This is a genomic window from Acuticoccus sediminis, assembly GCF_003258595.1.
Lineage (GTDB): Bacteria > Pseudomonadota > Alphaproteobacteria > Rhizobiales > Amorphaceae > Acuticoccus > Acuticoccus sediminis.
In genome coordinates this window covers 1-13417 of sequence record NZ_QHHQ01000012.1, presented here as the reverse complement: position 1 = coordinate 13417, position 13417 = coordinate 1, and the positions used below count along the sequence as shown (strand labels likewise).

Here is a 13417-nt window from a genome sequence, read left to right as displayed (position 1 = left end):
GGGGGGAGCGCAGGGGGCTGGGCGCGGGAGGCGGGGGTGCCGGGGGCGCGTCAGAGCGTCAGGCGCTGGACCGAGGAGTGCTCCAGGACGTGGTGCATGGTGTTCAGCCACAGCACGAACCCCAGCGCCCCCGAGGCGTCCCGCTCGAGCAGCCAGTCCTCGCCGACGACGCAGGCGAGCGGCGCGCGCCCGTCCCTGAAATGGCCCTCCCAGCAGAGCGTGCCGACGGCGCGGGCGCGGTCCGGCCCCTGCACGATCGCTCCGGCGCCGGCAAGCGCGGGGCGCGCCGGTCTCCGGCGGTCCGCAGGACCATTGTCTTCGCCGCAGGGCCTTCAGCGCGAGGCGCGCGCGGGGCGGGCGTTCGGTTGTGGCGCCGCTCCCGCCATGCGTGTAACGTCGCCGGGCGTGGCCGGGACATCGGGCGACCCTGCGGATCGGCGGCCGGTGTTGCGGCCTGGAAACAATGCGCATGTGAATGATTTCAGATGGAATGCGTTAATTTCGCGGCGACGTCCTGCAGCGCTAGGTTAAATTTCTCTGGACAGTGCGGGAATTGTCAGCGTATGCAAAATTTCCAAGGATTTTGCGCGACGTAAACCAGATCACGTGATGTCGTTCGAGGCGTATCCTAGACCGGTCAATGAAGAGGGACGACTGGCTGCCATCCATGCGAGTGGTCTGCTCTTCGAGGATCATGTCAGCAACCTGGATCATGTCACCGCGCTCGCGGTCAGCCTGACCGGGCTGCCGCGTGCTGGCGTCACCGTTCTCGACAGACACACGCAATACTGGCTCTCCTCCGTCGACGCGCCGTTCCTGGACCTGGCGCGCGGGCAGGCGCTCTGCAACGAGGCCATCGCGCTCGGCGAGATGCTCGTCATCGAGGACCTGAAGGACGCCACGGGGCCGGCCCGGGACGTCTGGCTTGAGAATAATGTCCGGTTCTACGCGTCCCACCCCATCTCCCTCGACGGGGTCCACGACATCGGCACGATCTGCGTGTTCGACACCGTGCCGCACCGCGCCGACGCCCGCCTCGCCGAGCAGCTCGGCCACCTCGCGGCCGTCGCGTCGAGCGTGCTGCAGGCCGCCGCCGCCGCCCGCAACGCCCACCGCTTCGAGGAGCAGCTCGTCCGCGAGCAGGGGCGCCGGGAGACCCTCGGGCAGCAGATCGAGCGGCTGAGCCACATCGGCGCCTGGTCGCTCGACCTCGAGACCCGCGAGCTGACCTGGTCCGACGAGGTGTTCGAGATCCACGGCCTCGCGCGCAAGCGCATGCCCACCCTCGAGGAGGCGATCACCTTCTATGCCGCCGAGGACCGCGGCGTCATCGAGCGCGCCGTCGGGCAGGCGATGGAGACCGGCCAGGCCTATTCCTTCGAGGCCGACATCGTGCGTCCCGACGGCAGCGTCCGGCGCGTCAGCGCCGCGGGCGACACCGAGATCGTCGACGGCAAGCCGCGCCGCCTCGCCGGCATCATCCAGGACCTCACCGTGCAGCGCGACCGCGAGGCGGCGCTCGAGTGGGTGCTCGAGATCCTCTCCCACGCGCGGGAGGCCTTCGTCGTCTACGACACGGAGGGCCGGATCGTGTTCTGGAACCGCCAGGCCGAGCGCACCTTCGGCTGGACCCGCGACGAGGCGCTCGGCGCCAGCATGGTCGACCTCCTGCAGATCGACCCGGAGGAGCACGCCGCGCGCACCGAGCGCATGATGCGCAGCGGCTCCTGGTCGGGCCGGGTCGTCTACAAGTCCCGCTCCGGCCTCAACATCACCGTGCTCGCCCACAAGGTGCTCATCGTCGGCAAGGGCCGCATGAAGGACGGCGTCCTCGTCGTCTACCAGGACATGTCCGAGAAGATGGTCCTGTCGGAGAAGATGCAGACCGCGACGCGCCTCGACGCGATCGGCCAGCTCACCGGCGGCATCGCCCACGACTTCAACAACCTGCTCACCGTCATCATGGGCTCGGCCGACCTCCTCAAGGTGCGCCTCAAGGAGAACCCGGCGGCGCTGAAGCTCGTGGAGATGAACCGCGGCGCGGCCGAGCGCGGGCGCGACCTCGTCAGCCAGCTCCTCGCCTTCGCGCGGCGCCAGACCCTCGACCCGACCGCGACCGACGTCGCCGCCCTCATCGACGAGTCGCGCCCCCTCATCGAGCGGGCGATCGGCGAGCAGTACAGCCTGTCGATCGAGATGGAGCCGGGCCTGTGGCTCGCCGACGTCGACCCGGCCAAGCTCGACAGCGCGCTCCTCAACCTGTGCATCAACGCCCGCGACGCCTGCCAGCCGGGCATCGGGCGGATCGTCGTGGACGTGCGCAACGCCAGCCTCGACGACAGCTACGTCGCCTCCCAGACCGACGGCCTGCAGGGCGAGTTCATCGTGCTGTCGGTCTCCGACAACGGCAGCGGCATGTCGCCGGAGGTGATGCGCCGGGCGATCGAGCCGTTCTACTCGACCAAGGCGACGGAGGGGAAAACCGGCGCGGGACTGGGCCTGTCGATGACCTACGGCTTCGTCAAGCAGTCCGGCGGCAGCCTGCAGATCTACTCCGAGGAGGGCACCGGCACGACCGTGCGCCTCTACCTGCCGCGCTCCTACGAAGTGGGCGAGGAGGATCCGCTGCAACCCGAGGAGCTGCGCACCACGCGCCCGCTCGACATCCTCCTCGTCGAGGACGACCCGCGCGTGCAGGACAACTCCGTCGCCATGCTGGAGGCGCTCGGGCATCGGCCGACCACGGTCGGCACCGCCATCGACGCGGTGCGCGTGCTGGAGACCCGGCGCGACATGTTCGACGTGCTCTTCACCGACATCGTGCTGCCCGGCGGCATGTCCGGCTTCGACCTCGCCACCACGGCGCACAAGCGCTGGCCGTGCCTGCCGATCCTGTTCTGCTCGGGTTACACGCACGGCTCGCTGGACGACCACGCCCTGATCGCCAGGAGCAAGATGCTGACCAAGCCCTACACCCTCGCCGAGCTCGCCCGCGCCCTCGCCGCGACGGTCGTGCGCGAGGACGGCGCGGCGCAGCACGAGACCACCTTCGGCTAACATTGCAATCCCAGGCTGCGGCGAAGGCGGCCGCGCCAGGGCGGCGCGGGGCCGGCGTCCCACGGCCGGGCGGGCGCGGGCACCCTCCCCGGAGGCGCCGGGCATCGCCGCGCCCGGCCGCGGCGGCCGCCCTCGCGCGCACAAAGAGACAACGCTTTGGCGCCGTTTATCGGCACTTGGCGAGCGGTGTCGGCGAGATGTGCCGGTTTTGTCAGGGACGGGCTCCCGACCCGCCGGACGCCCCGCCGGACACCCCGCGCCGCGCCGGACACGTCGGCGGACAGGCGCCACAGGGGCGGCGAAGCCCGCCGCGCCGGCCCCGGACGCGCCGGGCCGGACCGCCGGGCATCCTACAAAATCCGAACATCATGGGAAAATGTTAAACGCCGTTTACTATACGGCTGCGACCATCACGCAGGTCGCACAGGCGACGCGCAACTCCGCACGAGCGCCACATTTGCCGTGCGGGGCGCACAATAGTTCCGACCACGCGATAAGACCGCATAGTCATGAAAAACAATAGTACTGAAGGAGAGCTTTAAACTCGGGATTGTGCTCGACGTGCACAGTTCATTCCGAGCGACGACGATGGCTCTCCGTTCCGCACCGTGCGGGCTCCGTAACAAAATTGCCGCCGCCTTTGCAATCGTCGTGATGGCGCTCGCCGCCCTCACCGGGCCGGCGGCCGCGGACTGGTTCCGCGTCTCCAGCGAGGACGTGGCGGCGGCGCGGCTGCACGAGGCCGGCCAGCGGGCCGGCACGGCCCGGCGCACCGTCGCGGGGCCGGACGCGGTCCTCCTCACGCCCCAGGAATGGGCCAGCTACAAGGCCGCCTTCGTCGCCGGGGACGGGCGCGTCGTCGACGTCGAGAACGGCGGCATCAGCCACTCCGAGGGCCAGGGCTACGGCCTGATCCTCGCCGTCCACGCGGACGACCGCGAGACCTTCGACCGGATCTGGCGCTTCACCCGGCGCGAGCTGCAGGTCCGCGGCGACGACGCCCTGCTGGCCTGGCGCTACCTGCCGGACCAGTCGCCGCACGTCACCGACCGCAACAACGCCACGGACGGCGACGTCCTCGTCGCCTACGCGCTGCTGCGCGGCGCGGCGCGCTGGCAGGCACCGGAATATGCCGTGGCGGCCGACCGGATCGTGCGCGACATCGGCCGCAAGCTGATCGCCTGGGAGGGCGGCGAGCCGATCCTGAAGCCCGCCGCCTACGGCTTCGACAGCATCCCCGGCAACCGCGGCCCGGTCGTCAACCTCTCCTACTACTTCTACGCCGCGTTCGACCTCTTCGCGGTGGTGCAGCCGGACTATCCCTGGGCGGCGCTCGCCCGGCACGGCAAGACGCTGACGGCGGAGGCCCGCACCGGCCGCCGCAACCTGGTGCCGAACTGGGTGTCGGTCTCGCGCGGCAGCGTGCGGATGGCCGAGGGATTCGCCCGCCGCGCCTCCTACGACGCGGTCCGCATCCCGCTCTACATGGCCTACGCCGACATCTCCGGCTTCGACCTGTCGGCGCAGGACGTCGCCTGGAACCGCTACGGCCCGGGCGCGCCGTCCGACCGCGACCTGATGTCGGACGCGGCCATCGCGCCGATGGCCGACCCCGGCTACCGCATGATCGCGGCGCTGTCGGCCTGCGCCAGCCGGGGCGTGCCGATCCCGCCGGCGCTGATGCACTACCGCTCGACGACCTACTTCGCCTCGAGCCTGCACCTTCTCGGCCTGGTGGCGGTGCGCCGGACGGACGCCTGCTCGAGCGAGAGCGCCCCGGTGGCCCGGGCTGCGCCGCTCCCGCGGGTGACGCCGGTGTCGGTGCTGATCGGCTCCCGGGCGCCGGTGCGCCGCTAGGCGCCGGCGTTTTCTGGCCGGAGCGGGGGGCGACGGCGGGACGGACGACTGTGGCGGCGGCGCAACGTCTGCGAAACTTATTTCACGAAAGTCCTATTCGTGACGGAATTCTGCGCGATCGAAAATCAGTTTCGTTGACGGTGGCGGTTGAAAAATGCCATTTATGGGAGTGATTGATGGTCTGAATACGGCATCTGCGGTTCGGATCGCTCCCGGAGGCCGCGCTGTGTATTCGTTCGATACACCGTCCGCAGATAAATTGACACGGCAGGATAAGTCGTCGACTCACGGCAAATCGCAATCCTCGGTTCTGGTCCTCGAAGATGATCCGAGCATCCGGGAGATCATCGCGACCCTGCTCGAGGACGAGGGCTTCGCCGTCTCCTGTGCGGGTCATCTGGCGGAAGCCTACACCCTGATCGAGCGGCAGAGCTTCACCGTCGCCCTCGTCGACCTGCGCCTCAGCGACGGCGACGGCCTCGACTTCGTGCGGATGCTCGCCGACAAGCCGTCGACCGCGGTGGTGGTGGTCTCCGGCCGCGGCACCTCGATGGACCGCGTCGTCGGCATCGAGCTCGGCGCCGACGACTACATCGTCAAACCCTTCGAGGCGCGCGAGTTCGTCGCCCGCGTCAAGCGCCACGCCCGCCGCGTCTCCAGCGCGGTGTCGGTGGTGACCGAGGCGCCCACCACCTACCAGGTGGCCGGCTGGACGGTCGATATCGCCGGCCGCTCCGTCACCCGCGCGTCCGACAAGAAGAGCCCCTACCTGTCCGAGCCGGAGTTCCGCACCCTCCAGGTGCTGCTGGAGCGGCGCGGCCAGGTCCTGTCGCGGGACGACATCTACAACTTCGTCGTCGGCGCCGGGCATCGCGATCCGCTCGACCGCCGCATCGACGTGCACGTGTCGAGCATTCGCCGCAAGCTGCGGTCCGACAACGAGCCGATCATCCGCACGGTCCACCGGGTCGGCTACGTCATCGACTAGAGCACCGCGCGCCCGGCCGGGGACGGACGGGATGCTCGGGCGTTCTGAGACCGGGGCACGATCGTCCCGCTCCCGTGGTCCCACCCGGGCGGGACGTGTGCCCCAGCCAAGCGGCGCGACGGTCCACCGCGGCGTGGACAGGTCACCAGAGAATCGTCTGCGCCCATGCGCGCGGGGGGACCGGTCCGGTCCCGCGGTCGAGCGCAGTCCAGGAGAGGAAACGAGTGATGACATCGAAGCGTGTCGCCATTCTCGATGACGAGGCGGACATCCGCACGCTTTTGTCGATGGTGCTGTCCAGCGCGGGTCTGTCGACCTCGGTCTGGGGGAACGGGCTGGAGCTGATCGACGAGCTCGCCCGCTCGCCGGTCGACGTCGTCGTCTGCGACCTCATCATGCCCGACTGCGACGGCGTGGAGTTCTTCGCCAAGCTCGCGGGCCTCGAGGGGCGTCCCGCCCTGGTGCTGGTCAGCGGTCAGGACGAGCGCACCCGCCAGCTCGCCTGCGCCCTCGCCAAGGAGTACGGGGTCGACGTCATCGGCGTGTTCGGCAAGCCGATCGACTTCGCCGCGCTCGAGGCGTGCATCTGCGAGCACATCGGCCGCCTCGAAGGCGAGCCGGACGACTACGACATCGAGACCGCCCTCGCGGAGGGCCAGCTGCGGGCCCACTACCAGCCGATCTTCTCCGTCTCCGAGGGGCGGCGCCTGTCGCTGTGGAGCGTGGAGGCGCTGGCGCGCTGGGAGCACCCCGTCGCCGGCCTGCTGATGCCGGGGGACTTCCTGCCGCGGATCCATTCGGTCGCCACCTGGGAGCGCTTCACCTGCGCGATGCTGACCCTGGTGTGCGAGCAGATCCTGACCTGGCGGCAGAGCGGCTTCACCCCGCGCGTCGCGGTGAACATCCCGCCGCTCCTGCTCGGCAACCGCGAATTGCCCCGCCTCATCGAGGACATCACCCAGCGCCACGACGTCGACCCGAGCCAGATCATCCTCGAGCTGACCGAGGAGGGCGAGTTCGCCTCCCTGCTGGACGACAAGGCGGTCCTGATGCGCCTCAAGATGCGCGGCTACTCCATCAGCGTGGACGACTTCGGCATCGGCTATTCCTCGCTGAAGCGCCTGCAGGGCGGCCTCTTCGACCAGATCAAGATCGACCGCTCCTTCGTCGTGCGGGCCGACAAGGACGAGGACGCGCGCAGCATCCTGTCCTCGACGGCGGCGCTCGCCCACTCGCTCGGCATGAGCGTGTGCGCCGAGGGCGTGGAGAGCTACGAGATCATGCGCGAGGCGCTGAGCTGCGGCTGCTCGCACCTGCAGGGCTACGGCCTCGGCCGGCCGATCAACGGGGCGATGCTGGAGATGCAGTTCGCGCCCGAGACGGGGCCGCGCGCGGGCGAGCCCGGCGCCGGCGCGGCCGCCTTCTGCGAGAACGTCCAGTAGCGCCTCTGCGGCCGCGCTCCCGCGCCACCGCACGCCCGCACGGCTGACGGCGCGTTCCGGACGGGACGCGCCGCGGTCGCGCGCGTCCGCCTCCCGGCCCTTGCGCCTCCCGGCCCTTGCGCCTCCCGGTCCCTGCGCCTCCCTGCCCTTGCACGGCCCGGTCCTTGCGCCGGCCGGCCTCTCCGCCGTCCGGACCGGCTGCATTTATTACTCGCTTTAAAATTGTATCTATGGAATCGATGCTCCGAGGGCGCAGGCCGGTTCCGGGGACGGGAGGACGCGTGAGGGTCTCCGGGGCGCGCTGGCGGGCACGACCGCACGGCCGGCCGGAAGGAGGCAAATCATTCCATGAAGATCAGCATATTGACCCCCTGCCGGAACGCCTCGGCGACGATCGCGCACACGATCGAGAGCGTCCTCGCCCAGGACCACGCGGACTTCGAGCACCTGATCCTCGACGGTGCATCCACAGATGGTACTCTCGGCATGGTCGCCCGGTTCGGCGATCCGCGCATCCGCGTCGCCTCGGCGCCCGACCGGGGCATGTACGACGCGCTGAACGCCGGCCTCCGCCGCTACCGGGGCGAGGCGGTCGGCGTCCTCAACGCCGACGACGCCTATCACGACCGCACCGCCCTCTCGCGCATCGCCGACGCCCTGCGCCATGCCGACATCGTGCACGGCGACCTCGACTTCGTCGCCGACCACGGGCGCAAGCGGGTCGTGCGCCGCTGGCGCGCCCCGGCGGAGGCCGCGGGGGGCTTCCGCTCCGGCTGGATGCCCGCCCACCCCACCTTCTACGTCCGCCGGGCGGTCGCCGAGGCGGTCGGTCCCTTCGACCTCTCGCTGGAGACGGCGGCCGACTACGACTACATGCTGCGCGCCGTCGAGCTCCACGACTTCCGGATCGCGAGGGTTCGCGGCGTCCTCGTCGACATGATGACGGGGGGTGCCAGCACGGCCTCCCTCGCGGCCCATCTCCGGCACAATCTCGAGGCGCTGATGGCGCGCCGGCGCTGGCTCGGGTCCGGCCGGGTCGACCGGGCGCTCGTCGCCAAGCCGCTGCGCAAGGTCGGCCAGTTCTTCGCGCGCGGCGAGGAGACGGGGTGAGGCCCGCGTTCCGGACCGGGGAGGGAGCGCCCCACGTTCTCGAGACGCCGGAACATCCGGCGCATCCGGCGCAGCGCAGAGGCCCCGGCTGCGAATGTCCGCGAGGCGTGCCCTCCATAGGGGCAACGCTCCCCTTGCGCGGCGCTCACGCCATCCGGGGCGGGAGCCTGATCGTCGGAGCCGCCGTCGCGCCCCCTGAAAGGCAGTGTCCGGGAGCCGGTGCAAGGGGCCGGAGGCCGGCGAAGCCGCTTGCCCTTGCGCCGGGTCGCGGACGCTGCCAGGGGGCAAGCGCGACGGCGGTTCCGGCGGTCAGGCGGGACCTGATCGCTGGTGGGTCCCGAGCCCGCCGGAGGCTCCGGCCTCCCGGAACCGGACCGAGGTCCCGGCCCTAGCGCAGACGCAGACGGGCGGGCGCGGCGAGCGCCACCTGCCTCGGGCCGCCGTCCGGCCCGGCCGCCGAGGCGACGGCGGGGGCCGTGCACCCGCCGTAGTGCGCCCGCGCGGCCGACAGCGCGAGGAGATGCAGCGTCGAGGAATAATAGGTCCGCGGCTTGAAGCGCTGCACCGCGCGGGGGAGGGGCACGCCGCGCGCCGCGCAGGCCGCGAGCCCGGCGATCGCGCGGTAGCCCGGCTCGTCCATCTCGGCGACCACCCGTCCGGAGGCGATGTCGTAGTCCTTCGGGATGCCGTGCCCCCTGAGGTTCCAGGACCGGTCGAACGGCGCGAAGTAGCGGGCCGGGACCCGGCCGCCGAGCGCCATGTAGAGCGGCACCCGAACCGCGTCGTAGCTCGACCTGGCGGCGTGGCCCCGGGCGGGCCGCGGCGCGGCGCCGGCCTCCAGCGCGATCCAGTCCGGCGCGAGGCGCTCGTCCCCGGCGAGGGAGGCCTCGGTCAGCATCAGCCCGCTCTGCCAGGCCTCGCGCCAGGGATGGCGGTCGTCGACCGCCTCGAAGGCGAGGAAGGCGCCGTAGACATAGTAGGAGAGGTTCACCACGGCCCCGCCCGGGTGCTGGCCGGGATCGAAGCCGAACGCCGCTGGCTTCACCCGCACATAGCCGCCGCGCCGCTCCAGCAGGCGGTCGCCGATCGCCGTCACCATGGGCATCGCCGCCGCGAGGTAGCGCGCGTCGTCCCACTTCAGCCCGGCGAGGATCAGCGCGTAGGCGATCAGGATGTCCCCGTCGGACGCGTTGTTGGTGTCGAGGATCCGGGGCGACATCTGCGGGTGGTAGAGCCAGGAGACGAGCCCGTCCGTGCGCCCGCGCATGCGGCGGAAGGTGAAGTCCGCGATCCGGTCGAAGGTCTCCCGGTCGTCGGCGCGCATGGCGAGGAGCATGCCGTAGCCCTGCCCCTCGGAGTGGGTGTGGCCGCCCTTCTCGACGTCCACGACCCGCCCGTCGCCGTGGACGAAGCGGGCGCGGTAGGCGGCCCACTCCGCGGGCGTCACCGTCGTCGACACGGCAGAGGCGGTGATCAGCGCCTGCGGCGCGGCGCGGGCGGGCGTCGCTTCGGCCGCGAATACGGTCGCGGCGACCGCGAGACTGGCAACGAGGCGGACAAGCGAAGATGTCGTGCGGGCCATGGGACGCAGAACCTTTCCCCCGATGCGGGACGGGAAGAGAACGCGGCGAGAGGCCCGAACGACGATGTCGGCGGCGCGTATACCACCTTTACGCAAGACGTCGCGGGGATCCCTGACGGTTATGATGCGAGAGCTCTATAAATCATTCAAGTGAAACATGTTGAGCGCCGATGGGTCATCTGCGCGATCTTTCGGTCAGGCGCCCCGATGGCGCGGCCGGGACAGGCGATATCTTGCACGAAGCTGGGTTTCGCGGTGCTCCGCCATGAAACCCGATCGCCCCCTTGCCGCGTTCTGGACCGTGAGCGGTGCCGACGCCGGGGCCCAGGCCCCCAAGATGTCGTCCCCCCGCTCGAAGACTTCGTGTACCGCCGGTCCCGGGACCTGCCCAGAGTGAGACAGGATCATGACGATCATCAAAGCCGCACGCTTCAACATCGGTCAGGCCGTCCGTCACCGGACCTTCGACTATGCCGGCGTGATCGTCGACGCCGATCCCGTGTTCGCCGAGACCGAGGCGTGGTTCCAGGCCATCCCGGCCGAGAACCGCCCCGACCGCGACCAGCCCTTCTACCGCGTCCGCGTCGAGTACCGGGGCGTCGAGTCGGTGGCCTACGTCTCCGAGCAGAACCTCGTCGCCGACGCCTTCGGCCTCGACACCCCGATGGTCGAGCTTCTCGGCCGGCTCCGCGCCGAGGACGCCGGCGTCGGCGTCCACTGACCCCGCCGCAACGGGCCGTCTCCCGCACCCCGTCCGGCGTGCCGGTCCGGGATGCCGACGATTTCAATAAGATCTTATGATGCGCTAGGCCTCTTTCCCGGGACCACCCCGATGCGAATCGAAAGAGGCACGAGATGGCGGACGATCTCCTTTCCGAGGACACGGGAAGCGGCAACGACGAGACCTACGGCGCGGCGGACCTCGCCTCCGCGCTTCCCAAGTCGGTCTTTCCGGCCATCTCCCGCGATCCGCGGCGGATCTATGCCGCGGTCCACGACGAGCTGATGCTGGACGGCAATTCCCGGCAGAACCTGGCGACCTTCTGCCAGACCTGGGAGGAGCCGGAAGTCCATCGCCTGATGGACGACTGCATCGACAAGAACATGATCGACAAGGACGAGTATCCGCAGACCGCCGAGATCGAGGCGCGCTGCGTGGCGATGCTCGCCGACCTCTGGAACGCCCCGGCCGCGCGCGGCGCGCCGGGATCGGGCGGCGGGGAGGCCGTCGGCTGCTCCACCACCGGCTCCAGCGAGGCGGCCATGCTCGGCGGCCTCGCCATGAAGCGCCGGTGGGAGGCGCGCCAGCGTGCCGCCGGCCGGCCCACGGACAGGCCCAACCTCGTCACCGGCCCGGTGCAGGTCTGCTGGCACAAGTTCACCCGCTACTGGGACGTCGAGCACCGCGAGATCCCGATGGACCCGGGGCGCCTGCTCATGACGCCCGAGGAGGTGCTCGCCCGCTGCGACGAGAACACCATCGGCGTCGTGCCGACCCTCGGCGTCACCTTCACCGGCGAGTTCGAGCCGGTGAAGGCCGTCAGCGACGCCCTCGACGCCTACCAGGCGCAGACCGGGCTCGACATCCCGATCCACGTCGACGGCGCCTCCGGCGGATTCCTGGCGCCGTTCTGCGCGCCGGACCTTCCCTGGGACTTCCGCCTGCCGCGCGTGCGCTCCATCAACGCGTCCGGCCACAAGTTCGGCCTCGCCCCGCTCGGCGTCGGCTGGGTCCTGTGGCGCGAGGAGAAGGACCTGCCCGACGAGATGGTCTTCTGGGTCAACTATCTCGGCGGCAACATGCGCGACATCGCGCTGAACTTCTCCCGCCCGGGCGGGCAGATCGTCTGCCAGTACTACAACTTCCTGCGCCTCGGCCGCGACGGCTACCGCAAGGTCCACACCGCCTGCTACCGCTCCGCCACCTTCCTCGCCGGGGAGATCGCCGGGATGGGCCCGTTCGAGATCGTCTACGGCGGCGACATGAACCGCGGCATCCCCGCCGTCTCCTGGAAGATCAGGGAGGGGGCCGACCCCGGCTTCACCCTCTTCGACCTCGCCGACCGGCTGCGCGTGCGCGGCTGGCAGGTGCCGGCCTACACGCTGCCCGCCAACTGCCAGAACCAGGCGATCCAGCGCATTCTCGTGCGCAACGGCGTCAGCTACGACCTCTGCGCCCTCCTCGTCGAGGACATGAAGGCCGCGCTCGCCCACTTCGCGGCCCACCCGATCACCGCACCGCTCACCAGCGAAGAGGCGTCCGGGTTTGCGCACTGACGTCGCGCCGGACCGACCCGTCCAGGGGGGCGGGACGGGGCCGGGCGCGCCGGCGGGCGGGGGGCACGAGCACCGCAAGGGGCCCTGGCCCTTCGTCACCCTGCGCCGCTACCGCCACGGCGGCCGGCCCTTCGTCTGGCGGGCGCGCGAGCACCGCAAGGGCACGAAGCCGGCCGCGCGCGGGCTCGACGCGGCCGCCCTGCCGTTCTGGCAGCGGCCCTTCTACAACTGGCTGACGGGGCTGCTCTTTGCCGTGGGGGCCTTCCTGTTCCTCGCCGGGAGCACGATGACGCTCGCCCCGGAGACGTTCGGTGGCGCCTCCACGATGGCGATCAACGTCGTCTTCTTCCTCGGCTCGATCCCGTTCACGACGGCCGGCTACCTGCAGCACTTCCAGGCCGCGAACGCCCCCGCCTTCCACCCCGATCCGGCGGTCGCGAGCACCGCCGCGGCGGCCGCGACGCGGCGGCGGGGGCGCGTCGCCCTCATCGGCTGGCACCCGCACAGCCCGGGCTGGATCAGCACCTTCACCCAGTTCGTCGGCACCGTCGCCTTCAACTTCAACACCGGCGACGCGCTCCTCGCGCCCGAGGGGTGGCTCGTCCGCGAGCTCGCCATCTGGGGGCCGGATCTGGTCGGCTCCGGCCTGTTCCTGGTGTCGGGATACCTCGCCTACATCGAGGCGGGCCACGCCTACTGGAGCATCCGGCCGAGGGACCTCGACTGGTGGATCGTGACCATCAACCTCCTCGGATGCGCCGCCTTCATGGCCTCCGCGGTCCTGGCCTTTATCCCCAGCGGACCGGAGCCGCTGTGGATAACCGCCGCCTCGACGGCCACGTTGTGGCTGGGCGCGCTCTGCTTCCTCGTCGGCGCGCTGCTGCTGATGCGCGAGAGCCGACTCGCGATGCGCTGGGGGCGCTGAAAAAAACGCCCGCGGCCGGGAATCGGCTGTGGATATGTGTGGGCAAGCGGGCCCCGCCCGGCCGCAGGGGTGACGGCGGGGGCCCGGACCCTCGCCGGGGGCCATGGCGCGGCGCCGGATTTCCGGAGCCGGCCGGGCGGAGACGAGGCCCCGGGCCGGGTAGCGGCGGCATCAAGGTG

General features: G+C 70.8%; 10 protein-coding genes. 8 read left to right on the top strand and 2 right to left on the bottom strand.

Translation table 11 applies throughout. The features are described 5' to 3' along the window. Positions 1–50 precede the first annotated feature (50 nt). A complete protein-coding gene (locus tag DLJ53_RS31890; RefSeq protein ID WP_111352377.1) occupies positions 51–254 on the bottom strand; it encodes a hypothetical protein in 204 nt (67 codons plus the stop codon). Between the two features lie 355 nt (positions 255–609). Between DLJ53_RS31890 and DLJ53_RS31885 the strand changes: the two genes are divergently transcribed. The 5 genes from DLJ53_RS31885 to DLJ53_RS31865 all read left to right on the top strand — a co-directional run bounded on the left by DLJ53_RS31885 (position 610) and on the right by DLJ53_RS31865 (position 8454). After that, positions 610–3057, top strand: a complete 2448-nt coding sequence (locus tag DLJ53_RS31885; RefSeq protein ID WP_111352376.1) for a PAS domain S-box protein — start codon at positions 610–612, stop codon at positions 3055–3057. Between the two features lie 654 nt (positions 3058–3711). Beyond that, entirely contained in the window at positions 3712–4914 is a 1203-nt protein-coding gene (locus DLJ53_RS31880) for a family 8 glycosyl hydrolase (RefSeq protein ID WP_162409769.1), read from the top strand. A gap of 259 nt (positions 4915–5173) precedes the next feature. Then, on the top strand, positions 5174–5902 hold the full coding sequence (locus DLJ53_RS31875) for a response regulator transcription factor (RefSeq protein WP_162409767.1): 729 nt from the start codon (positions 5174–5176) through the stop codon (positions 5900–5902). A 227-nt stretch (positions 5903–6129) separates the two neighbouring features. Beyond that, entirely contained in the window at positions 6130–7344 is a 1215-nt protein-coding gene (locus DLJ53_RS31870; protein ID WP_111352373.1) for an EAL domain-containing response regulator, read from the top strand. A gap of 348 nt (positions 7345–7692) precedes the next feature. Continuing rightward, positions 7693–8454, top strand: coding sequence for a glycosyltransferase family 2 protein (locus DLJ53_RS31865; protein WP_111352372.1), 762 nt, complete (start codon positions 7693–7695; stop codon positions 8452–8454). Positions 8455–8842: 388 nt separating this feature from the next. On the opposite strand, the gene DLJ53_RS31860 is transcribed toward DLJ53_RS31865, so the two are convergent. Further along, the gene (locus tag DLJ53_RS31860; RefSeq protein ID WP_111352371.1) at positions 8843–10036 is read right to left on the bottom strand and encodes a family 8 glycosyl hydrolase; all 1194 of its coding nucleotides are present in this window, start codon (positions 10034–10036) and stop codon (positions 8843–8845) included. 406 nt (positions 10037–10442) lie between these two features. Here DLJ53_RS31860 and hspQ point away from each other — a divergent pair, with 406 nt between their 5' ends. From hspQ to DLJ53_RS31845, 3 genes are all read left to right on the top strand, one after another. After that, positions 10443–10757 (top strand): heat shock protein HspQ, encoded by a 315-nt coding sequence (gene hspQ / locus DLJ53_RS31855; RefSeq protein WP_111352370.1) that lies wholly within the window; start codon positions 10443–10445, stop codon positions 10755–10757. Positions 10758–10891: 134 nt separating this feature from the next. After that, positions 10892–12313 carry a glutamate decarboxylase gene (gene gad / locus DLJ53_RS31850; protein WP_111352369.1) on the top strand — a complete coding sequence of 474 codons (1422 nt, stop codon included), beginning with the start codon at positions 10892–10894 and terminating at the stop codon, positions 12311–12313. After that, entirely contained in the window at positions 12303–13238 is a 936-nt protein-coding gene (locus DLJ53_RS31845; RefSeq protein WP_202913470.1) for a hypothetical protein, read from the top strand. Before gad ends, DLJ53_RS31845 begins: the two co-directional genes overlap by 11 nt. Positions 13239–13417 lie beyond the last annotated feature (179 nt).

Coding starts and splice junctions, on each gene's coding strand:
- DLJ53_RS31865 (WP_111352372.1), top strand. CDS start 7,693: ATGAAGATCAGCATATTGACCCCCTGCCGGAACGCCTCGGCGACGATC.
- DLJ53_RS31885 (WP_111352376.1), top strand. CDS start 610: ATGTCGTTCGAGGCGTATCCTAGACCGGTCAATGAAGAGGGACGACTG.
- hspQ (WP_111352370.1), top strand. CDS start 10,443: ATGACGATCATCAAAGCCGCACGCTTCAACATCGGTCAGGCCGTCCGT.
- DLJ53_RS31860 (WP_111352371.1), bottom strand. CDS start 10,036: ATGGCCCGCACGACATCTTCGCTTGTCCGCCTCGTTGCCAGTCTCGCG.
- DLJ53_RS31870 (WP_111352373.1), top strand. CDS start 6,130: ATGACATCGAAGCGTGTCGCCATTCTCGATGACGAGGCGGACATCCGC.
- DLJ53_RS31880 (WP_162409769.1), top strand. CDS start 3,712: ATGGCGCTCGCCGCCCTCACCGGGCCGGCGGCCGCGGACTGGTTCCGC.
- gad (WP_111352369.1), top strand. CDS start 10,892: ATGGCGGACGATCTCCTTTCCGAGGACACGGGAAGCGGCAACGACGAG.